The 19,143-nt window shown below is 70.2% G+C and carries 21 protein-coding genes; 8 read left to right on the top strand and 13 right to left on the bottom strand.

Annotated elements, in window-relative coordinates:
- Nucleotides 1–45: 45 nt before the first annotated feature.
- Both IG04_RS0106065 and IG04_RS0106070 read right to left on the bottom strand, forming a co-directional pair.
- Nucleotides 46–831: an aldo/keto reductase gene (locus IG04_RS0106065; RefSeq protein WP_051769122.1), complete on the bottom strand. Its 786-nt coding sequence runs from the start codon at nucleotides 829–831 to the stop codon at nucleotides 46–48.
- A gap of 52 nt (nucleotides 832–883) precedes the next feature.
- A complete protein-coding gene (locus IG04_RS0106070; protein WP_030475539.1) occupies nucleotides 884–1,648 on the bottom strand; it encodes an SDR family NAD(P)-dependent oxidoreductase in 765 nt (254 codons plus the stop codon).
- A gap of 83 nt (nucleotides 1,649–1,731) precedes the next feature.
- On the opposite strand from IG04_RS0106070, the gene IG04_RS0106075 reads away from it, so the two are divergent.
- From IG04_RS0106075 to IG04_RS0106085, 3 genes are all read left to right on the top strand, one after another.
- On the top strand, nucleotides 1,732–2,169 hold the full coding sequence (locus tag IG04_RS0106075) for a MarR family winged helix-turn-helix transcriptional regulator (RefSeq protein ID WP_030475540.1): 438 nt from the start codon (nucleotides 1,732–1,734) through the stop codon (nucleotides 2,167–2,169).
- 90 nt (nucleotides 2,170–2,259) lie between these two features.
- Nucleotides 2,260–3,057 (top strand): thymidylate synthase, encoded by a 798-nt coding sequence (locus IG04_RS0106080; RefSeq protein ID WP_030475541.1) that lies wholly within the window; start codon nucleotides 2,260–2,262, stop codon nucleotides 3,055–3,057.
- Entirely contained in the window at nucleotides 3,054–3,509 is a 456-nt protein-coding gene (locus tag IG04_RS0106085) for a dihydrofolate reductase (RefSeq protein ID WP_030475542.1), read from the top strand. The genes IG04_RS0106080 and IG04_RS0106085 overlap by 4 nt, the downstream gene beginning before the upstream one ends.
- A gap of 158 nt (nucleotides 3,510–3,667) precedes the next feature.
- On the opposite strand, the gene IG04_RS0106090 is transcribed toward IG04_RS0106085, so the two are convergent.
- The 4 genes from IG04_RS0106090 to IG04_RS0106105 are packed head-to-tail and all read right to left on the bottom strand — an operon-like array spanning nucleotide 3,668 to nucleotide 5,850.
- The gene (locus IG04_RS0106090) at nucleotides 3,668–4,192 is read right to left on the bottom strand and encodes a YciI family protein (RefSeq protein ID WP_030475543.1); all 525 of its coding nucleotides are present in this window, start codon (nucleotides 4,190–4,192) and stop codon (nucleotides 3,668–3,670) included.
- The gene (locus IG04_RS0106095; RefSeq protein WP_051769005.1) at nucleotides 4,192–4,620 is read right to left on the bottom strand and encodes a hypothetical protein; all 429 of its coding nucleotides are present in this window, start codon (nucleotides 4,618–4,620) and stop codon (nucleotides 4,192–4,194) included. Before IG04_RS0106095 ends, IG04_RS0106090 begins: the two co-directional genes overlap by 1 nt.
- A complete protein-coding gene (locus IG04_RS0106100) occupies nucleotides 4,593–4,952 on the bottom strand; it encodes an MmcQ/YjbR family DNA-binding protein (protein ID WP_030475545.1) in 360 nt (119 codons plus the stop codon). Before IG04_RS0106100 ends, IG04_RS0106095 begins: the two co-directional genes overlap by 28 nt.
- Nucleotides 4,953–4,962: 10 nt before the next feature.
- The gene (locus IG04_RS0106105) at nucleotides 4,963–5,850 is read right to left on the bottom strand and encodes a proteasome assembly chaperone family protein (RefSeq protein WP_036013892.1); all 888 of its coding nucleotides are present in this window, start codon (nucleotides 5,848–5,850) and stop codon (nucleotides 4,963–4,965) included.
- Nucleotides 5,851–5,979: 129 nt separating this feature from the next.
- Here IG04_RS0106105 and IG04_RS0106110 point away from each other — a divergent pair, with 129 nt between their 5' ends.
- The 3 genes from IG04_RS0106110 to IG04_RS0106120 all read left to right on the top strand — a co-directional run bounded on the left by IG04_RS0106110 (nucleotide 5,980) and on the right by IG04_RS0106120 (nucleotide 8,865).
- Nucleotides 5,980–6,591: a DUF4230 domain-containing protein gene (locus tag IG04_RS0106110; RefSeq protein ID WP_245816562.1), complete on the top strand. Its 612-nt coding sequence runs from the start codon at nucleotides 5,980–5,982 to the stop codon at nucleotides 6,589–6,591.
- 70 nt (nucleotides 6,592–6,661) lie between these two features.
- A complete protein-coding gene (locus tag IG04_RS43740; protein WP_051769007.1) occupies nucleotides 6,662–8,266 on the top strand; it encodes a serine/threonine-protein kinase in 1,605 nt (534 codons plus the stop codon).
- 2 nt (nucleotides 8,267–8,268) lie between these two features.
- Nucleotides 8,269–8,865 carry a hypothetical protein gene (locus IG04_RS0106120; protein WP_169745982.1) on the top strand — a complete coding sequence of 199 codons (597 nt, stop codon included), beginning with the start codon at nucleotides 8,269–8,271 and terminating at the stop codon, nucleotides 8,863–8,865.
- 4 nt (nucleotides 8,866–8,869) lie between these two features.
- Here the strand turns inward: IG04_RS0106120 and IG04_RS0106125 are convergent, their stop codons facing one another.
- The 4 genes from IG04_RS0106125 to IG04_RS46295 are packed head-to-tail and all read right to left on the bottom strand — an operon-like array spanning nucleotide 8,870 to nucleotide 15,085.
- Nucleotides 8,870–10,882, bottom strand: coding sequence for a transglutaminase-like domain-containing protein (locus IG04_RS0106125; protein WP_144065593.1), 2,013 nt, complete (start codon nucleotides 10,880–10,882; stop codon nucleotides 8,870–8,872).
- Entirely contained in the window at nucleotides 10,879–11,973 is a 1,095-nt protein-coding gene (locus tag IG04_RS0106130; protein ID WP_245816564.1) for a DUF58 domain-containing protein, read from the bottom strand. The genes IG04_RS0106125 and IG04_RS0106130 overlap by 4 nt, the downstream gene beginning before the upstream one ends.
- Nucleotides 11,974–11,981: 8 nt before the next feature.
- On the bottom strand, nucleotides 11,982–12,947 hold the full coding sequence (locus IG04_RS0106135; protein WP_030475552.1) for an AAA family ATPase: 966 nt from the start codon (nucleotides 12,945–12,947) through the stop codon (nucleotides 11,982–11,984).
- Entirely contained in the window at nucleotides 12,944–15,085 is a 2,142-nt protein-coding gene (locus IG04_RS46295; protein WP_157512871.1) for an NHL repeat-containing protein, read from the bottom strand. The genes IG04_RS0106135 and IG04_RS46295 overlap by 4 nt, the downstream gene beginning before the upstream one ends.
- A gap of 187 nt (nucleotides 15,086–15,272) precedes the next feature.
- Here IG04_RS46295 and IG04_RS0106145 point away from each other — a divergent pair, with 187 nt between their 5' ends.
- Nucleotides 15,273–15,917, top strand: a complete 645-nt coding sequence (locus IG04_RS0106145) for a hypothetical protein (protein ID WP_030475554.1) — start codon at nucleotides 15,273–15,275, stop codon at nucleotides 15,915–15,917.
- Between the two features lie 178 nt (nucleotides 15,918–16,095).
- Here IG04_RS0106145 and IG04_RS0106150 read toward each other — a convergent pair whose 3' ends face one another.
- Together IG04_RS0106150 and IG04_RS0106155 are read right to left on the bottom strand one after the other, a co-directional pair.
- Nucleotides 16,096–16,746, bottom strand: coding sequence for a fibronectin type III domain-containing protein (locus IG04_RS0106150; RefSeq protein ID WP_144065597.1), 651 nt, complete (start codon nucleotides 16,744–16,746; stop codon nucleotides 16,096–16,098).
- Between the two features lie 34 nt (nucleotides 16,747–16,780).
- Nucleotides 16,781–17,383: a hypothetical protein gene (locus IG04_RS0106155; protein WP_030475556.1), complete on the bottom strand. Its 603-nt coding sequence runs from the start codon at nucleotides 17,381–17,383 to the stop codon at nucleotides 16,781–16,783.
- An 80-nt stretch (nucleotides 17,384–17,463) separates the two neighbouring features.
- Between IG04_RS0106155 and IG04_RS0106160 the strand changes: the two genes are divergently transcribed.
- Nucleotides 17,464–18,351 carry a LysR family transcriptional regulator gene (locus tag IG04_RS0106160; protein ID WP_030475557.1) on the top strand — a complete coding sequence of 296 codons (888 nt, stop codon included), beginning with the start codon at nucleotides 17,464–17,466 and terminating at the stop codon, nucleotides 18,349–18,351.
- Here the strand turns inward: IG04_RS0106160 and IG04_RS0106165 are convergent.
- The gene (locus tag IG04_RS0106165) at nucleotides 18,254–19,117 is read right to left on the bottom strand and encodes an EamA family transporter (protein WP_051769013.1); all 864 of its coding nucleotides are present in this window, start codon (nucleotides 19,115–19,117) and stop codon (nucleotides 18,254–18,256) included. The genes IG04_RS0106160 and IG04_RS0106165 overlap by 98 nt on opposite strands.
- Between the last annotated feature and the right edge of the window lie 26 nt (nucleotides 19,118–19,143).

Genomic DNA, 19,143 nt, shown 5'->3' on the forward strand with positions numbered 1-19,143 from the left:
AGCCCCGGACCGCTTGATGCGGGCCGGGGCTTCGTATTTCCTGGACTAGTTGAGCTCGTCCGGGTCCGGGCCGATGCGGCCGCCGCGGTCCAGAGTGGACAGCAGCTCGATCTCGGCCTGCGGGAGCTCGAAGTCGAACACGTCGATGTTCTCCTGGATCCGGGACGGCGTCACGGACTTCGGGATCACGACGTTGCCGATCTGCAGGTGCCAGCGCAGCACGATCTGGGCTGCCGACTTGCCATGCGCGAGTGCGATCTTCTGCACGACGGGGTCCCTGAGCAACTCGCCGCCTTGGCCGAGCGGGGACCAGGCCTCGGTCTGGACGCCGTGCTCGGCGTGGAACGCGCGCAGCTCGTCCTGCTGGAAGTACGGGTGCAGCTCGATCTGGTTGACCGCCGGCACGACACCGGTCTCGTCGATCAGCCGCTTCAGGTGCGCGGGCTGGAAGTTGGAGACGCCGATCGCGCGGACGCGGCCTTCCTTCTGCAGCTCGACGAACGCCTTCCAGGTGTCGACGTAGTTGTCGCGGGCCGGGGTGGGCCAGTGGATCAGGTAGAGGTCGAGGACGTCGAGGCCGAGCTTGCGCAGCGACTCGTCGAACGCGCGCTTCGTCGCGTCGTAGCCGTGGTCGTCGTTCCAGAGCTTGGTGGTGACGAAGATGTCGTCACGGTCCACACTGGACTGGGCGATGGCCGCACCGGTGCCGGCCTCGTTGCCGTAGGCAGCGGCCGTGTCGATGCTGCGGTAGCCGGCCTTCAGCGCCTCCGCGACGGCCGGGGTGGCCTCCGCGTCGGGCACCTGCCAAACGCCGAAACCGAGCTGGGGCATGGTGACGCCGTTGTCGAGCTTCACGGTGTTCAAAGCAAAGTCCTTACTGTGATCAGGGAATCAACGTCGGAGCGGTGCCGCCGTCGACGCGCAACGCGGCCCCGGTCGTCGCGGACGACAGGTCCGACGCGACGTAGGTGATGAGGTTCGCGACCTCGTGGGGGCGGATCAGGCGGCCCAGCAGCAACGTGGGGCGTTCGGTGCGGACGAACTCGGCCTCGCCGCCCTCGCCGACGCGCTCGCGGATGAACTCCTCGACGCCGGGCGTCAGCGTCGGGCCGGGCAGCACCGAGTTCACGGTGACGCCGGTGCCCTTGACCTCCTGGGCCATGCCGCGCGAGATCGCGAGCTGCGCGGTCTTCGTCATGCCGTAGTGGACCATCTCGGTCGGCGTGAAGACGGACGACTCGCTGCTCACGAAGATCACCCGGCCCCAGCCGCGCTCGACCATGCGCGGCGTGTAGTGCCGGGCCAGCCGGACGCCGGACATGATGTTGGTGTCGAAGTAGCGCTGCCACTCGGCGTCGTCGATCTCGAAGACCGGCTTCGCGCCGTAGATCCCCAGGTTGTTGACCAGCACGTCCACGTCCGGCACCTGGCCGATCAGGTCGGCCGCGCCCTCGGCGGTCGCGAGGTCCGCCGCGACACCGCGCACGTCACCGTGGGCGCTGAGCCGGCCGGCCGCTTCGGCCACCCGCTCCTCGGTGCGGCCGGTGATGACGACGGTGGCACCCGCTTTGAGCAGGCCTTCCGCAGCGGCGAAGCCGATGCCCGCGGTGGAGCCCGTCACAAGTGCCGTGCGTCCCGACAGATCCATGTCTCTCCCCGGTAGACTTGTTGAAGACGTTTACAAGCGTACGCAATAGTTGCACACGCTGTCTATTCGAGAAGGGTTGACGTATGTCACTGGACGACGACGCCGTCCAGGCGCGCGCGCAGGGCTGGCGCACGCTCGCGGCGCTGCACGCGCGCATCGAGGACCGTCTCGAGAGAGCACTCCAGAAGGCACACTCCCTCTCGGTCAGCGAGTACACCGTTCTGGACGTCCTCAACCGCCAGGACGGGTTCCACCTCCGGATGAACCAGCTCTCCAACGCCGTGGTGCTCAGCCAGTCAGCCACGACGCGCCTGGTCACGCGACTCGAGGACCGCGGCCTGCTCGCGCGCTACCTCTGCCCCACCGACCGGCGCGGCATCTACACCGAGGTCACCGAGAAGGGCCAGGAGCTGCTCGCGCTCGCCCGTCCCACGCACGACGAGGTGCTCTCCGAGTCACTGTCGGAAGCCGGGGACGTTCCGGAGCTCAAGCCACTCGTTGAGGCGCTCGCCAAGCTTTGACATCCTCTCCGCGCGATCGACGAGCAGAGGGCGCGCGCGACGTGGCGGAGCTGACGTCGTCCGACCGCTGGAATTGGTTAGGGTGATTCCATGCCCGACACGCAGTACGAAGACCTGCTCCGCCACGTCCTGAAAGAGGGCGTGCGCAAGGAGGACCGCACCGGCACCGGCACGCGGTCCATCTTCGGCCACCAGCTGCGCTACCCGCTCGCCGCGGGCTTCCCGCTGATCACGACCAAGCGCGTGCACTTCAAGTCGATCGCGTACGAGCTGCTGTGGTTCCTGCGCGGCGACAGCAACGTCGGCTGGCTCCAGGAGCACGGTGTGTCCATCTGGGACGAGTGGGCGTCTCCTGAAGGCGAGCTCGGCCCGGTCTACGGCGTGCAGTGGCGCTCGTGGCCCACCCCGGACGGCGGGCACATCGACCAGATCGCCGACGTTCTCAAGACGTTGAAGACGAACCCGGACTCGCGCCGGATCATCGTCTCCGCCTGGAACGTCGGCGAGATCGCGAACATGGCGCTGCCGCCGTGCCACGCGTTCTTCCAGTTCTACGTCGCGGACGGCAAGCTCTCGTGCCAGCTCTACCAGCGCAGCGCGGACCTGTTCCTCGGCGTGCCGTTCAACATCGCGTCCTACGCGCTGCTGACGCACATGATCGCGGCACAGACGGGCCTCGGCGTCGGCGACTTCGTCTGGACCGGCGGCGACTGCCACATCTACGACAACCACGTCGAGCAGGTCGAGCTGCAGCTCAGCCGCGAGGCGCGCGAGTTCCCCACGCTGAAGATGGCGCCGGCGGCGTCCTTGTTCGACTACGCCTACGAGGACTTCACGATCGAGGGCTACGACCCGCATCCCGGCATCAAGGCTCCGGTGGCGGTGTGATCGGGCTGATCTGGGCGCAGTCCGCGAACGGCGTGATCGGCCGCGACAACGCCATTCCCTGGCACATTCCCGAGGACATGAAGCACTTCCGCGAGATCACCGCGGGTTCGGCCGTCCTCATGGGACGCCGCACGTGGGAGTCGCTGCCGCCGCGCTTCCGCCCGCTCCCAGGCCGCCGCAACCTCGTGTTGTCGCGCACCGGGCAGGAGGGTGCGGAGACGTTCTCCTCGCTGGAGAAAGCCCTGGCGGACGTCACCGGCGACCTGTGGGTGATGGGCGGGTCGGCGGTGTACGCGGCGACGCTGCCGTTCGCCGACCGCGTCGAGGTGACCGAGATCCGCGAATCGTTCGAGGGCGACACCTTCGCCCCTGCCGTGGATCGTGAGCCGGTCAGCGTCGGTGAGTGGCTGGAGTCGAGCAGCGGCCTGCACTACCGGTTCGTCAGCTACTAGTGGTGTGGCTCGGAACGTTGCCGGGCGAATTCGCGGTCAGACGGGTGTTTCGTGGTGCCGCCCCACGTCCTCGTACTGGATGTACGGGGGCGTGGGGGCGGTGCCGCGAGGCGCCCTGCTGAGCGTGAATTACCCAGCCAACGTTCTGAGTCACACCACTAGCGCCGGCCGCCGAACTCCCACTCATGCACCTCGACCGCGTCGTAGCGGTCGAGGGTCAGCACAGCGCTGGTCAGGTCAGCTGACCTGACCAGCGCCGCCGTTCCCAGCCACGCGGCGCCGTCGTCGGACAGCAGCGGCCCGTACGCGATCAGCTCCTCGGGCCGCGCCGGCACGAGGTCGGTGGCCTCCCCCGACCCGAAGCCGAGCACGAGGCGACCGCCACCTTCGCGGCCGCCGGCAAAGTCCCACATGGTGCGCCCGAGCACGTTGCGCCACCTGCGCACCAGCACGTCGCGGTAGCCACCGGCCTGGTAGATGGGCTCCTCGAACGCGAACGCACGGGCCGCCGCCGCGTCCGGCACGTCGACGATGTGCACGCTGCCGGTGACCAGGCCGTCCAGGAACGTCGGGCCGCGAGCGATCAGCGAGAACCCGTCCATGTAGGACCAGTGCTCCTCGACCAGGCGCGAGCGCAACGGCATCGAGCCGGACCTGTCCCGGTGGTAGCAGAGGAATTCCACTAGAGCCCGACCTCGGCGGTCCACACGGGAAGGACGAAATCCTCGTCCGTGCCCGGCGAGGCGCCGGCTAGGTAACCGCCGACGACGGCCGCGAGCGTCGCGTCCGGATCGACCTTGGCGCCGAACGGCAGCGCGTCCTTCTTCGCCGAGCTCGTCGAACACTTCAAGTGCCCTGCCTGCACGTCGTACCAGACGTAGAAGGTCGCTGTCCGCTCCATCGCGGTCACGCGCTCATCGAGCCGTCGCGCGGTCTCCTCGAACGCGGCGACCACCTCCGCCGCCACGGGTGTCTCCCCCCTGGCCCTGCCCAGCGACCAGGTGTTCTCCTCCGCCTGGGCCAGGAGATCACCTTTCAGCAGCAACGGCTCGTCCGCGACCTCGCGGATCCACTTCGTCAGCGTCACCGGCGCCGTGCCCGAGCGTGCCATGCCTCCACGATCAACTCCTCCAACTCCCCCACCTCGATGTGTTCCAGCCGCACCAGGATCGCGGGGTACCCGTGGAAGTGCGGAGTCGTGAAGTAGACCGAGTGGTCCGAGGCCAGCAGGGCCTCCTTGGCCCCCAGGTCGGGCACGCGGGCCGCCAGGATGGGCCCGGACGGCGCCGCGGCGCCCAGTGCCGACAGGTCGGTCTTGCGCAGCGGCCGTTCCCAGACGAACAGCTTGTCCTTGACCCTCCAGTCCACGACGCCCTCGCGCACCCGCTCCGTGACATCAGGCATGGAGGTGGCGATCCGGTGCACGTCGTCCCAGGTGGCCATCACAAAGCTCCTACAGGTGGTCCGGCGGACGCTGCTGCTCGGCCAGGAACCGTTCGAACTCGGCGCCCAGTTCGTCCGCGCTGGGGAGGTCGGTGTTGCCGACAGTCTGGATGAACGCGTCGTACTGCCGCTCGAGCGCTTCCACGACCTGGGCCACCTCCTCGGACTCCGCGACCTGGCGGTGGATCTCGGCGTCGGCGGCCTGGGCGGCGTCGGCGAGGCCGCCGATGGGCAGCGCGAGGCCGGTCGCGCGGGCCAGGGCGTCGAGCAGGGTCACGGCGGCGGTCGGGTACTGCGACTGCGCCAGGTAGTGCGGCACCTGGGCGGCGAAGCCCATCGCGTCGTGGCCCGCCTGGCCGAGGCGGAACTCCAGCAGCCCGGAGACGTTGCCCGGCACCTGCACGCGGTTGAAGAACGGCTGGTACTCCGAGACCAGCTCGGGACGCGTGGCGTGGCCGATGACGTTCAACGGCCGTGTGTGCGGCACGCCCATCGGGATGCCGTGGAAGCCCACGGTCAGACGCACGCCCCAGCGGTCGATGAGGGAACGCACGGCCTGGATGAACGCCTCCCAGCTGCGGTCCGGCTCCGGGCCGGTGAGCAGCAGGAACGGGTGGCCCGCGCTGTCCCAGAGCAGGTGCACGACCAGTTCCGGGGCGGCGTAGTCCTCCCAGTGGTCGGTCGCGTAGGTCATCAGCGGGCGGCGCGAGCGGTAGTCGATCAGGCCGTCGACGTCGAAACGCGCGACGACGCGGCTCTCCAGCGTCTCCAGCAGGTGTTCGGAAAGCAGACGGCCCGCGGCGCCGGCGTCCATGAAGCCCTCGAAGTGGTGCAGCAGCACCGCACCTGTCAGGTCCGGCACCTCCGAGTCCACCTCGTACAGGTTCTCCGGGTCCACCGCACGCCTCCCGATCAATCGCTCTCGTCTCGTCCAAAGCCAACCACGTGGACACGGAACTGATTCCGCACGGGTCGATTAGCCCATACGGACCGTGTGCGCGCATCACCTCACGGGTACTCCAACGCGGTGGACAGGCGCTGGGTGATGCGTGGAGCTCTGGTCGCGGCCGTCGTCATTCTCCTCGGTGCGGCGGTCCACGTCTTCGGCCAGTTCAGGCCCTTCGGTGACGAATCCATCGACCGCAGCCAGCCCGCCATGCTCGAATCGGTGCGGGACCTGAGCCAGTACCACGCCGCGGCAGGCGAATTCCAGGTCGTGCTGGACATCGAGAACGACGTCAAGTGGGTACCCGCGGCGCTGGCGGGCGAACGCACACTCTTCGTGGCGGCCGGGTCGGTCAACGCCTTCGTGGACCTGGGGACGCTGAAGGACGACGGCCTGGTCGTGTCGGCGGACGGGAAGACCGTCGAACTGAGGATACCGAAGGCGCAACTGGACAAACCGAACCTGCACCACGACCGTTCGTACGTCTTCAGCCAGGAACGCGGCCTGGTCGACGACCTGCAGGCGCTCGCGGGACCTCCTGACCTGCAACGGTTCTACGTCGCCGCCGAGACCAGGCTGACGGAGGCCGCGAAGCGGTCGGAACTGCTCACCCGCGCCGAGGAGAACACGCGGGTGATGCTCACCGGAATGCTGCAGTCCTTGGGATTCCAGGTGAAAGTGATCACCGACTGATTCGAACCCTCCACGCCTTTCCCGACGAACGTCCATCGGTGACCCCCTCGCTCCGGGATAGGATTCGCCGGTGGAAGACGACCTGATGGCCTGGGCGCCCGCGCAGAGCGCCGCGCAGGCGCCCGGGATCGCGTTGCCCGGTTTCAGCGCCTTCCGCGTGATCGCGCAGGGCGGCGAGGGCACCATCTACCGGGCCCGCCAGGACGGTCTGGGCAGGGACGTCGCGGTCAAGGTGCTGCAGGTGACGGACCCGGCCACGGTCGCGCGCTTCCGCCGCGAACTGGCGATCACCGTCGAACTGGGCCGCCAGCACCCACACATCGTCACGGTGCTCGACACGGGCACGCTGCCGGACGGCCGCCCATGCATCGTCATGGAGTTCTACGAACGAGGCTCGCTGCACGACCGGTTGCGCGCCATGGGCCCGCTGCCCGTGCCGGACGTCGTGGCGGCGGGCATCGCGGTCGCGGACGCGCTGGCGTTCGCGCACGGCCAGGGCATCCTGCACCGGGATGTGAAACCGCAGAACGTCCTGGTGCTCCCGACTTCATACGTGCTGGCCGATTTCGGCATCGCGCGCGGCGCCGACGCGGGGCATTCCGCGTCACTGCAGATGGTCAGCTACCGGCATGCCGCCCCGCAGATGCTGGAGGGCGCCACGCCGTCGTTCGCCGACGACGTCTGGTCGCTCGGCTCGACGCTGTTCACGCTGCTGGAGGGCAAGCCGCCGTTCGCCTCGGACAACCCGGACGAGGACACGCTGCTGTCCTACGTCGGCCGTGTCAGCAGCGGCGAACCCCGGCCGCTCACCCGGTTCGACGTGCCGGCGTGGCTGGCCGCCGTGATCGAACGCTGCCTGCGCAAGGACAGGGCGGAGCGTTTCGGTTCGGCACTGGAGTTGCGCGACGCGCTGACGGCGGCGGACTCCGGCACCGTTCTGTCCACTGTGGACCCCGACGCGACGGCGATGCTGGGCGAACGCCCCGACTTCTATCCGGAGGGCCCGACCGAGGCGCCGGGTTTCGGCCCGCGCGGGTTCACGCCCGAACCGGAACCGGAACCGGAACCCGAGGCCGAGCGCGACGACTCGTGGCGGGGCAGGCTCGAAGACCTGACGTACCGGCAGCACGACCTCGTCCCGCCGCCACCCCCGCGTCCTGTTCCGGTCGCGGTGCTACCGAGCGTGGAACTTCCTCCTGTCGAACCGATGACGGCACCGGTCCGCAGGAGCAAACGCGGCGGCGTGCTCGCATTGCTGGCCGTGGTCGCGGTGACGGGCGGGCTCGCCGCGGGCATCGTCCTCAACCGGGACGGCGGCGGCCAGCAGGCCCAACCACCTGCGATGACAACAACACCGCCCGTGCCGACGTCGGACTCCGCCGACGCGGGACCGTCGCCGAACACCGACCCGAAGTTCGTCCCGGTCCTCAAGCGCGCCGAGTACAAGGGCCGGACGATCGAGCTGGAGTGGACCGATCCGAGCGACGGCCAGGCCCAGTTCGTGGTGGTCGACGTGACCGGTGCCAAACCGTACGCGGTGATCACGGTGACCGGCGGAAGCACCAAGCACGTCATCGAGGACGGCGGCGGCGACCGGCGTTGCTTCCAGATCGCGGCGCTCGGTTACAACGGCGAACGCGGCAGCTCCGCAAAGGTCTGTGCCAACAAGAACTAGTGGTGCGGCCCGGAACGTTGCCGGGCGAATGTTTCGAGCCGTTGTTGCGGCAGCACGAACTGGCGTACGGTCCCCCGGTGCAGAGCGCTCGTTATGCCGGCCCACCGATGTTCGCTCGTGGACGAAAGCGCCGGACACTCGTGGTGTGGGTGGCCGTTCCGCTCGCCGTCGGCATCGGTATCGGGATGCTGATCGGCGGCAACCTGCAGTCCCAGTCCCGGCAGAACGCCGGTGACGCCACCACCTCGCCCGCTGTGCCCGATCAGCTCGAATACACGGACATGCCGTGCGACCCGGGCTCGTCCGTCCTCGTCCTGCACTCGCTGGAGGGCGCGATGCCGGACTCCGAGGTCCGGGTGTTGCTGGACTACGAGACGATGTGGGTGCGGCACCGTGAGAGCGCGAACCCCGCGCTGCGCGGCCAAACCGCGCTGCTGAGCAGGCGCGACGACGTCTGCCCGGTCATCGTTCCGGAGGACTCGCGGTTCACGCAGTTCATCTGGCTCGGACCGTTCCCTTCGGACACCGCGCCCGCGCTGTGCGAGGCGCTGTTCAAGGTCACCGGGAAGAACTGCATCCCCGCACAGGTGGTCCGCTGATCGGTCAGCGCCGGAACAACGGCCGCGGGTCGATCGCCCAGACGACCTTGCGCCACCAGGAAGCCTTGCGCCGCACCGCTTTCTTCACCTGCCGGGCCAGCCGCCAGCTGTTCTCGTGCTGGACCGGCTCCGGTGCGAACGCGGCCTGGTCGACCAGGACCGCCAGCCGTGCGCCCGCCTCACCCCATTCGCCCGCAACGTCCGGCACGGTGCGGCTCGGCAACGGCTGCAACCCGGCGAGCTGCAACGAGTCGAGCACCTCGTGCCACGCTCCCACCGGGCCGGCCGCGCGCAGCCTGACCCGGCGCGAAGTCCGTGCCACGAACAGCCCGGCGAGCACCAGTACCGGTGTGAACGCCCAGTACGGGAAGCCCTTCGGAGCCTGCGGCACGGCGGCCCGGTCGTCGCGCACCGCGGTCGGCTGCACCAGCGGCGGCACCGATGCCAGCGAGGTCGGCGCCGGCTTCGCGGTGGTCGACGCGAGCCGGTTCAGCACCTCCCGCTTCGAGGCGGCGCTCGGCCCGCTTCCGTTGCCGGACACGGGATCGAACGCGACCCAGCCCCACCCGCTGAAGTACACCTCGGGCCACGCGGTGGCGTCCGCGGCCCGCACGATCCGCTCACCGTTCTGCTCGGGCACCGGCTGGAACCCGACCACGACCCGCGTCGGCAACCCGACCGCACGCGCGAGCACCGCGTAGGCCGACGCGAACTGCTCCGCCGTCCCCGCTCCCGCGCCGGACTCGCCCGCCGCGCCGAACAGGAACGTCTCCAGCCGCGCGTAGGACGAACCGACCGGCGCCTCGGCGTCCGGCCTGCGGTTGAGCCGCACGACCTGTTCCAGCGCCACGGCCTTCTCGTACGGCGTGCGCGCGTTCTGCGTCGCCTGCCGCGCGTACTCGGCCAGCGTGAACGGCAACCGAGGTAAGGCCGTGTACTTCGTTGCGGCGGCAGGGACCTGGGCCTCGGCGAGATCCGTGTCGGCGGGCGTCTCGACGACCCCGCGCACCGTGTAGTTCAGCCCGGCCTTCAGCCCGTCGGCCACGACCAGCGACCCGGTGTCGGGATCGACCATCGCGTCGCTCAGCGACACCGCCTGCGGCTTCCCGACGCCCGGCAGCCACTCCCCCCGCAGTCCGGTGATCCGCAGGTCGACGCTGGCGTCCTGGAACTTGCCGCCGATCGGCAGGTCCGGTGCGTCGACCACGCCGAGCGGCCCGTACCTCGAGGCCGCCTCCCACGACGCGCCCGAGTACCGGCTCAGCGTCACCAGCCGCACCGGCACCTCGGGCCCGCGCATCCGGAACAGCTCCGTCTCCCCCTGTGCCGCCCACGCGGCGAGCTGCGGCAACGGGTTCGAGATCGCGATGTTGGTGACCGGTGGCGTGACGAGCTTGCGCGGCTCGAAACCGTTGGCAGGCAACACGAAAGCGAGCAGCGTGAGTGCGGCCAGGGTCGTGGCGAGCACCGCAGGGGGCACCACGGGCCCGCGCCGGTCGATGATCAGCCAGCCCAGCGCCAGCACCACGACCAGCGTCAGCGCGACGAGGCCGGACCGGTCCGCACGGCCGGTGGTGAGCAGCGCCGCCGACACGTACAGGGTGGCCGCACCGAGCGCCGGCACGAACAACGCCGTGCCGCGCTTGGTCACCGACAGCACCATGCCGGTGGACACGCCGATGATCAGCAGCAGGCCGGGCACGAGCAGTTCGGGTGTCGCGGGCGCGGGACGGGCCGCCGTGAGCAGCCTCGGCACGGTGTCGAGCAGCACCCACGTGGGATCGCGGTCCGGGGACGCGCCGCGGGCCAGGAAGAACCCGCCCGTCAGCGCGAGCACCATGACCGCGAGGGCGGCGAGCCCGGCCGGGACGATCCGCTTCAGCGGCAGGGCCGCGAATCCGGCGAGCGCGGCGAGTCCGAAGTAGAGGGTGGCGCCGTCCCAGGCCTGCGAGAGCTGGAGCGCGCCGACGACGAGGACGGCGGTGACCCAGCCGTACTTCAGCAGGGAGTTGTTCACCGCGCCACCACCGCGTTCCACGAGTCGACCAGGTCCTCCGCCCGCGCCCCGCTGACCACCAGCACCGAACCGGCAGCCTCGACCGGCCGCTTCTCGTCCACCACGAGCACGACGCCGAACGCGGCCCGTCCCGCCTCCAGCACCAGCGCGGGCACCGAGGTCCCGCTGATCACGGCCACCACGTCGAGGTCGCGTACCGGCACGGTCGGCCGGCCGTCGACGTCCCGCAGCCCGAGGTCGGCCAGCGCGGACAGGATCGGCGCCGAGTCCTGCTGCTCCTCGAGGTCGGTGCCGCCGGACGACGTCAGCAGCCGCACCGGATGTCCCTGCTCCAGGGCCGACGTGATGAGCGACGCCGCGACCTCGACGGCCTCCTCGAAGCGTTGTTCCTCCACGTAGGAGGACGCGTTGTCGTCCAGCAGCACGGCCAGGTGCGGCCGGGCCGGGTCGGCGTCCTCGCGGATCATGAGGGTGCCGGTGCGCGCGGACGTCGCCCAGTGCAGGCGCCTCAGGTCGTCGCCGGGCACGTACTCCCGCAACCCCACCAGGTCGGTGCCGCCGCGCTCGACGCGTTCATCGGCGCCGACCTGGCCCCGGCGGGCACCGGACGGCAGGCCCCGGACCGGCAGCACGCGCGGGACCACCCGCACCTGGACGACCTCGCCCAGCACGGTGCGCGCCTGCGCCAGACCGGCCAAACCCTTGCGCCGCAACGTCAACGGCCCGACGTCGAACACGCCTCGGCGTTCGGTCGGGATCGCGTAGTCGACGGCCTCGACCGCGCCGGGTGCCAGCAACGGCACGTCGACGTCCATCGGTGAGCCCGCCACCATGTCGACGGCGTCCAGCGCCACCGGCCGGCGACCGGTGGACGACAGCTCCAGTCTGCCGCTGCACCGCGCCAGCCGCGGCACCGTGCGCGGACGGACCGTGCGCGAGACCGACAGCGGCGACGCGACCAGCACGGAGACGATCGAGGCGACGACCAGTGCGGTCAGCGCCAGGCCGAACGCCGCCATGCCCGCGTACCGCCACCACAGGCCGACACCGAGCATCAGCAGGCCCAGCACCGCGGTTCCGGTGCCGCGCACGGTGAGTCTCATTGCGTCGCGGGCTTGGGCACGGCCACGCGCGAGAGCACGTCGGCCAGCACCTCGGACGTCGTGACGCCCGACAGGACGCTCTCGCGCGTCAGCACCAGCCGATGTGCGAGCACCGGGTCGGCGATGTCCTGAACGTCCTGCGGCACCACGAAATGCCGCCCCTTCGACGCCGCGTACACCTGTGCGCAGCGCACGAGCGTCCGCAGGCCACGCGTCGAGGTGCCGAGCCGCAGCCGTTCGTCGGTGCGGGTGCCCGTGCCCAGCGCGGAGATGTACTGCAGGATCGGGTCGGCGACGTGCAACAACTGCAACCGTCCGCTGAACGCGCTGATCTCGCGCGGCGACGACACGGTGCGCACGTCGGCGATCCGGCCCGCGCCACTACCGGGACGCAACACGTCCAGCTCGTCCTCCACCGACGGGTAGCCGATGGAGGTGCGCAGCATGAAGCGGTCGAGCTGAGCCTCGGGCAGCCGGTACGTGCCGTCGAGGTCGATCGGGTTCTGCGTGGCCACCACGAGGAACGGGTCGGGCACCGCGTGCCCGACACCGTCGATCGTGACGGTCCGCTCCTCCATGACCTCCAGCAGCGCGGACTGCGTCTTGGCCGCCGCGCGGTTGATCTCGTCGGCCAGCACGATGTTCGCGAACACGGGACCGGGCCGGAACCGGATCTGGCCCGTCTGCGGGTCGTAGACCGAGGTGCCCGTGACGTCGGAGGGCAGCAGGTCCGGCGTGAACTGCACGCGCCGCGACACCCCGCCCAGCGCGCCCGCGACGGCACGCGCCAGCGTCGTCTTCCCCGTGCCGGGCACGTCTTCGAGCAGCACGTGACCGCCCGCGAACATGGCCACCAGCACGAGGTCGACCACGTCACGCTTGCCGCGCACGGCGCTCTCGACCGCGTCCGCGAGGCGGGTGTGCAGGTCGCGGAAGGCCGAGACCTCACCGGTGTCGATCACTTTTCCTCTTCTCCACGACGAACACCGATGCGCAGCAGGAACGCGCACGCCAGCAGACCCAGCCCACCCGCGCCCATCGGCGCGGTCTCCACTCCGGCCGGTGCCATCCGCGGGATACAGCCTGGCTTTCCCTGGCACTCGTCGAACGTGTACAGCACGTTGCGAGCCGCCGAGTCGACCTGCCCGGCACCGGTCGCGGCGTAGGCGCGGACGACGATCGAGTTGCTGCCCTCCTCCACGCCGATCTGCGCCGTGGTGGCGTTGCACGGGATCCCGACCGCGTAGCCCTGCGTCCGGTTCACGACCTCACAGCGGCCGTTGTGGCTCGCCCAGTCCGCCGGTGGCGACATGCTGAACGTGCGCCACGGCATCGTCCGGCCGCCGGAGACCCCGGTGATCACCACGGCACCCGCGGTCGGCAGCGAAGGCGGCGGTGGTGGAGGAGGCGGCGGTGGCGTGGTGGTGGTCGTGACCGGGGGCGGCGGAGGAGGCGGGGTGGTCGTGGTCGGTGGCGGAGTGTTGGGCGGCGGGGTGTTCGGCGGCGGAGTGATCGTGAACGCGGCCATGCCCGCGGCACCGGCCGTCGACGCCGTCGACGCGCGCACCGTCACGTCGAGCCTGCCGCCCGAGCAGAAGGTGGAACCCGCGCACGGCACCGAAAGATCGGCGGAGGTACCGGCCGACTGCGCCGACACCGAGCCACCGCTGAACGAACCGGAACCCGCGACGGTGTAGCCCACGACCGGATCGGCCGACGTGGCCGCGGTCCAGCTCACCGTCACGACGAGAGCGGAAGCGGTGCGCGACTTCTCCCGCACCGTCACCCCGGCGGGCGCGGCCGGAGCCGTGCTTCCGGTGGAGGGAGGCGTGGAGGGAGTCGTCGGTGGCGGTGAGACCTCGGTCGTCGGCCCGTTGCCGTTGCCGTTGTTGCGCGGCGGCTTCTGCGGCTCGTTCGGGTTCGGCGGCGGGGGCGGCGGCACGGACGGCGGCGGCGAGCGGTCCGGGTCCTTCACCGGGAGCTCGGGGCTGCGGATCGTCAGCGAGCGCGTCGCGCCGTCCGCGTCGACCAGCACGCCCGTGGACGAGCCCGGCACGTTCACGAACAACCGGCCGTCGTCGAACACGAGCTCGGGGTCGGCGCCACCGGACGTGCGGACGTCGTCGCCGCCGCGGCTGCCACCCCGGTCGAGGATGATGACCTTGCCGGATCCCTTGCAGGGCACGTAGACCTTGTCGCGGAACACCGCGGGCCGCCCCGGCTTCGGGCAGCCCATCGCGCCGACGTCGACGCGCAGGACGTCACGGCCGACGACCAGCACGACGACCGAGGACGACGGCACCGACGCGGGCACCAGGTCGATCGGCGAGGACTGAGCGGCGATCACCTCGGCGTCGGAGCGGTCGGTCGACGAGTCGACGTCCTCCCCCGTGCCGTCGCGCACGACGACACCGCCGTCCAGACCGATGAGTGTGACGCCCTGGCCGTGCGGCACGAGAACGGTCCGGGGCCCGGCACCGGTGACCTGGCGCTGCGAGCGCTCCTCGAACCTCTCCTCGTCGTCCGACCAGTCGAGCGACCGCAACGTGCCGCCGTGGTCGACCAGCCACAGCACCCCGCGCTCGTCCACGACGGCGTCGGCGAGGGGCTGGCCCGCCTGCCAGGTCTGCCCGACGTCGGCCAGCGTCAGCGGATCGGCGGTGTGCACGGTGCCGGTCGCGCGGTCGACGACGAACACCATCCCGTTCGCCACCAGCACCTTGCTCGTCGCACCGGGTGGCGCCTGGCGGCGGCCGGAGGCGAGCAGGGTGGCCAGGTCGATGACGGTGATCTCACCGGTGCGCCGGTTCAGGACGATCAGCCGGCCGTCCTCCTGCGCGATCTCCAGCTGCGAGTCGGGGCCGCTGATCTGCAACCGCGTCTGCGGCTTGCCCGAACCGGGGTTGATCTGCACGACCTCACCGCGCTGGTCGTCGCCGAGCCAGGTGAGCCCGTCCGACACCGCGACCGACGTGCGGGAGATGCCCTGCCCGAGCGCGGCGCCCGCGAGCACCAGAACACCCAGCAGTGCGGCGACGAAACTCGCCGATTCCCGCCCTCCACCGGAGATAATGCGTCTGATCCGGTGCCACCAAGACATAACGCGCCCTCCCTCGCCCGCCGGGGATGCTAACCCCCGGCTCTGACAACTTCGGGCGGCGCATGGTTCCCGGTTCGCCCGGTCAGCCGGGTGGCAGACATCAGGAAGCGTAATGACGGGGTCTGACAGTTCCGAAAACCGAATGGCGCTCCCCCGAATCGACCAACGCGTAAGGCAGAGTGGACGCATGGAAATCCCCGGCATGGGACTTGCCAGGCAGGCGCTCGACACCGCCCTCGGCACGACGGTGGCCGTCGCGGCCGTTCCGGCCCGCGTGCTGAGCCTGCTCGGCGAGGTGGAACAGCTCGTCCGCAAGGTCAACGGCACGATCGACTCCGTCGACGGCATCGTCGCGAGGGCCGGCGAACTGGTGGACCGCACGGCCGATGTCGTGGCGGACGCGGAGAAGGCCGTCGACGAGGTCCGCGCGATCACGGCGAGCGCGAGCGACGTCGCCGGACGGGCCGGGCTGGTCGTCACGACGGCCGGCCACACCGCGCACACGGTCAACGAGCTGATCGCCATGTACGAGCCGCTCGCCAAGCAGGCCCAGCCGCTCGCGAAGCGGTTCGTGGACGAGCTCTCACCGCACGAGGTCGAGGCCGCGATCAAGCTGGTCGACGAGCTGCCGGTGCTGACCGAGCACCTGATCAGCGACATCCTGCCGATCCTCGCGACCCTGGACAAGGTGGGTCCCGAGGTGCACCAGCTGCTCGAGGTCACGAGCGACATGCGCCAGGCGATCCTCGGCATCCCCGGCTTCGCGTTCATGCGCCGCCGCGGCGAGAAAAAAGACGGCGAAGATGGTGTGAAGGTGGCCGACAACGGGTAGTCCGCCCGAATGACTGCTGACCCGCACGACGATCAACTGACCTGGTGGCTGCTGACCAGCGTGTTCGGCCTGCTCGCCGCGATCAACGGCGCCCTGGCCGTCACGGAGAGAACGACCTGGCCCTACGCGCTCGCGGCGTTACTGCTCGCCGCGAGCGCGTGGAGTGCCAGACAGGCGTTCAGACCTTCCCCGTCGTCTGGTGTGTCAGGTTCGACGGCGACCCGAACCGGAACGCGCGCACCCGGTAGGTCGCGGTCTTCTCGTCTGGAAGTGTGATCACCCCGTACGAGGTGGTGTCCGGATCGAGCTGCACGGCGACGCGGTAGTCCGCCGCGCCCGCGGGCCTGACCTCGATCAGGTACCCGTCCTCGTCCGACGCCCGGTCCTGCCAGGTGAACAGGATCCCGTTGGCGTGTCTCACCTCCGCCTTCAGCTCCGCCGCCGCCGCCTCGGGTGAGGCCACCGGCGCCTTGCCCCCGCCGGCCTTGACCGGCGCGGTCCAGTCCGGCCCCTCGATCTCCGGCACCTCGTCGCCAGGGGGCAGCGTGACGTCCACAGTGGCCGAAGCAGGCCCGGTGTACGGCCGGACCCGGTAGTAGAACTCGGTTTCCGGGATCAGGTCCGGATGCTCGTAGGTGTTCTTCGCCGGTGTGGCGAACTCCAGGATCGTGTACTCGCCGTCCCGGCTGTTCGCGTACTCGACGACCTGTCCGGCCGACCCCGCCTCCGGACGCCAGTGCAGCGTCACGTCGATCGGCGAGGTCAGTTCGGACGTCAGCACGGGGTCCTGCTGTTCCTGGCCACAGGCAGCCAGAAACAGCAGGAGCACCACTGCCCAGCCGCTTCTAGTCAATGAAAACCGTTCACTTGCGCCAGAACCGGATGTTGCTCCAGGTGACCGTGGCAGGTCCTTGGCCGCTGGAGGTCCGGTACGCGCCGAACTTGTCGTAGAAGCTCGTACCCGAGCTCGCGTAGGTGTGCGCACGCGAGCCGTTGATGTACGTGCGGTGTTCTGTGGCCGTGTTGTGCACGGTGTTCACGCGCACGGTCGCCCCCACGGTCGCGCCGGTGGCGATGGTGGTGCCCCCGTGCACGGCGTAGAGCCGGCCGCCGCGTTCCACGGCAAGCATCCAGAACGGTCCCGCAGTGGGGGCCTCCCGGAACGTCTGCTTGAGACTGATGCGGGTGCCGCCGAGACTCGTGATCCGGAAGCTCCCCTCGAACTGGCGCGTGCCGCCGGTGTAAGTGGCGTAACGCCGCTCGGCACGCTGGTCACCGCTCGCTGTAGAGCAGGTGAGTTGGAACGTCAGGTTGCTGACGTTGCCACAGCCGCGTTCCTGGACGTTGAACGACGGCGAGTAGCTGGTCCACGGACCCGTCTCGACCTGAGCCTGTGCCGGTGAGACCGACACGAGCAGACCGGTCGCCAGCGCGATCCCCGCGACGATGCGGAGTCGTTTGGACATACCGATACCTCCTCAAAGCGTGCTGAAGGCAGCACGTTTTCTCAGGGGGCGGTATCGGGAGCGTAGCCGATAATGATCGGATGTTCGACCTCCATCGGCTACGACTGCTGCGAGAACTCTCCCAACGGGGGACGCTCGCTGCCGTCGCGCAGGCGCTGAACTACAGCCCGTCGTCGGTGTCGCAGCAGCTCTCGTTGCTGGAGACCGAGGTCGGGGTGCCCCTGCTGGAGCCGGTCGGGCGGCGGGTGAAGCTCACCCCGCAGGCCGAGATCCTGGTGCGGCACACCGAAGAGGTACTTGCCCGATTGGACCAGGCCGAGTCGGAGGTCGCCGCGTCGCTGCACGAGATCACCGGCACGCTGCGGGTCGCGACGTTCCAGACGGCGGCGCTGGCGTTGATCCCGGCGACGCTGGCCCGGATGAGGGACGAGCACCCGTCACTGCGCGTCGAGTTCCAGGTGCTCGACCCGGCGGAAGCGCTTTCCGCGTTGCACGCCAGGGACTTCGACCTCGTGTTCGTGGAGGAGTGGCCGGACCAGCCGGAGGCCAGGTTCACCGGGCTGGAGTACCGGGAACTGTGCCGGGACCCGATCCGGCTGGCCGTCCCACGTGGACTGCCGGTCGAGGAGATCGGCTCCTACCCGTGGATCATGGAGACCGCGGGTTTCCCGCAGCGGATCTTCAACGTGAACTGGTGCCGCCACAACGGCTTCGAGCCGGACGTCCGGTTCTCCTCGACCGACGTGCTGGTGAAGCTGCGGTTCGTGGAACGGGGTCTCGCGGTCGCGTTGCTGCCGGATCTCATCTGGTACGACCGCGAGATCACCGTCGACGTGCACGAGCTGCCGGTGCCGATGTCCCGGCTGCTGTTCACTGCGGCACGGGCAGGACGAGGTCAGCATCCCGCCGTGCGGGCGTTCCGCGAGGCGCTGGCGCTCTCCGTAGCGCCGCTCCGACCCCGGCCGTGATCACCAGCGCCATGCCGCCCAACGAGATCACACTCAGGTGCTGGCCGAGCAGCAACGCCCCGGCGAGCGCCGCCGCGGCGGGTTCGAGCGCGAGCACCACGCCGAACGTGCTGGCCTCCAGCGTCCTGAGCGCCTTGATCTCCAGCGCGTACGGGATCGCGGACGCCAGCAGCGCCACCAGCGTGCCCAGCAGCAGGATCCTCGGTTCGAACAACGTGGCGCCGGCCGCCGACAGCCCGTACGGCAGGGTGAGCGCGGCCGCGATCAGGCTGGCCCCCGCGAGGCCGCCGATGCCGAGCCCCGCGGTCGCGACCTTGCGCCCGGCCAGCACGTAACAGGCCCAGAACGCGGCCGCGAACAACGCGAGCGCCACACCGATCAGGTCGAGGTGCGCGCCGGTGTACTCGCGTACGCCGAGCACGACGATGCCCACCAGCGCCAGCCCCACCCACACGAAGTCCCTGGGCCGCCTGCTCAGGACCGCCGCGAGCCCGAGCGGCCCGAGGAACTCGATCGTCACCGCCACGCCGAGCGGGATCCGGTCGAGCGCGAGGTAGAACGTGCCGTTCATGCCGGCCAGGGTCAGCCCGAGCACGATCGTCTCCTGGCGGATCTTCGGCCTGGCGACCACGGCCAGCATCAGGGCCGCGATGCCGAGCCGCAGCGCCGTGGCACCCGGCGCGCCGATCTGCCCGAAGAGCTGGCTCGCGAACGCCGCGCCGAACTGCAGTGAGATGACCGAGCCGAGGACCAGGAAGACCGACATGCGCCCAGTCTCGGTTCCGGGGTCCG

Source organism: Lentzea albidocapillata, from assembly GCF_000719115.1.
Classification (GTDB): domain Bacteria; phylum Actinomycetota; class Actinomycetes; order Mycobacteriales; family Pseudonocardiaceae; genus Lentzea; species Lentzea albidocapillata.

What these genes read in the sequence shown, in the direction of transcription:
- IG04_RS0106065 (WP_051769122.1), bottom strand. Translation starts at nt 831, where the DNA reads ATGCCCCAGCTCGGTTTCGGCGTTTGGCAGGTGCCCGACGCGGAGGCC.
- IG04_RS0106070 (WP_030475539.1), bottom strand. Translation starts at nt 1,648, where the DNA reads ATGGATCTGTCGGGACGCACGGCACTTGTGACGGGCTCCACCGCGGGC.
- IG04_RS0106075 (WP_030475540.1), top strand. Translation starts at nt 1,732, where the DNA reads ATGTCACTGGACGACGACGCCGTCCAGGCGCGCGCGCAGGGCTGGCGC.
- IG04_RS0106080 (WP_030475541.1), top strand. Translation starts at nt 2,260, where the DNA reads ATGCCCGACACGCAGTACGAAGACCTGCTCCGCCACGTCCTGAAAGAG.
- IG04_RS0106095 (WP_051769005.1), bottom strand. Translation starts at nt 4,620, where the DNA reads ATGGCACGCTCGGGCACGGCGCCGGTGACGCTGACGAAGTGGATCCGC.
- IG04_RS0106100 (WP_030475545.1), bottom strand. Translation starts at nt 4,952, where the DNA reads ATGGCCACCTGGGACGACGTGCACCGGATCGCCACCTCCATGCCTGAT.
- IG04_RS46295 (WP_157512871.1), bottom strand. Translation starts at nt 15,085, where the DNA reads ATGTCTTGGTGGCACCGGATCAGACGCATTATCTCCGGTGGAGGGCGG.
- IG04_RS0106145 (WP_030475554.1), top strand. Translation starts at nt 15,273, where the DNA reads ATGGAAATCCCCGGCATGGGACTTGCCAGGCAGGCGCTCGACACCGCC.
- IG04_RS0106155 (WP_030475556.1), bottom strand. Translation starts at nt 17,383, where the DNA reads ATGTCCAAACGACTCCGCATCGTCGCGGGGATCGCGCTGGCGACCGGT.
- IG04_RS0106160 (WP_030475557.1), top strand. Translation starts at nt 17,464, where the DNA reads ATGTTCGACCTCCATCGGCTACGACTGCTGCGAGAACTCTCCCAACGG.
- IG04_RS0106165 (WP_051769013.1), bottom strand. Translation starts at nt 19,117, where the DNA reads ATGTCGGTCTTCCTGGTCCTCGGCTCGGTCATCTCACTGCAGTTCGGC.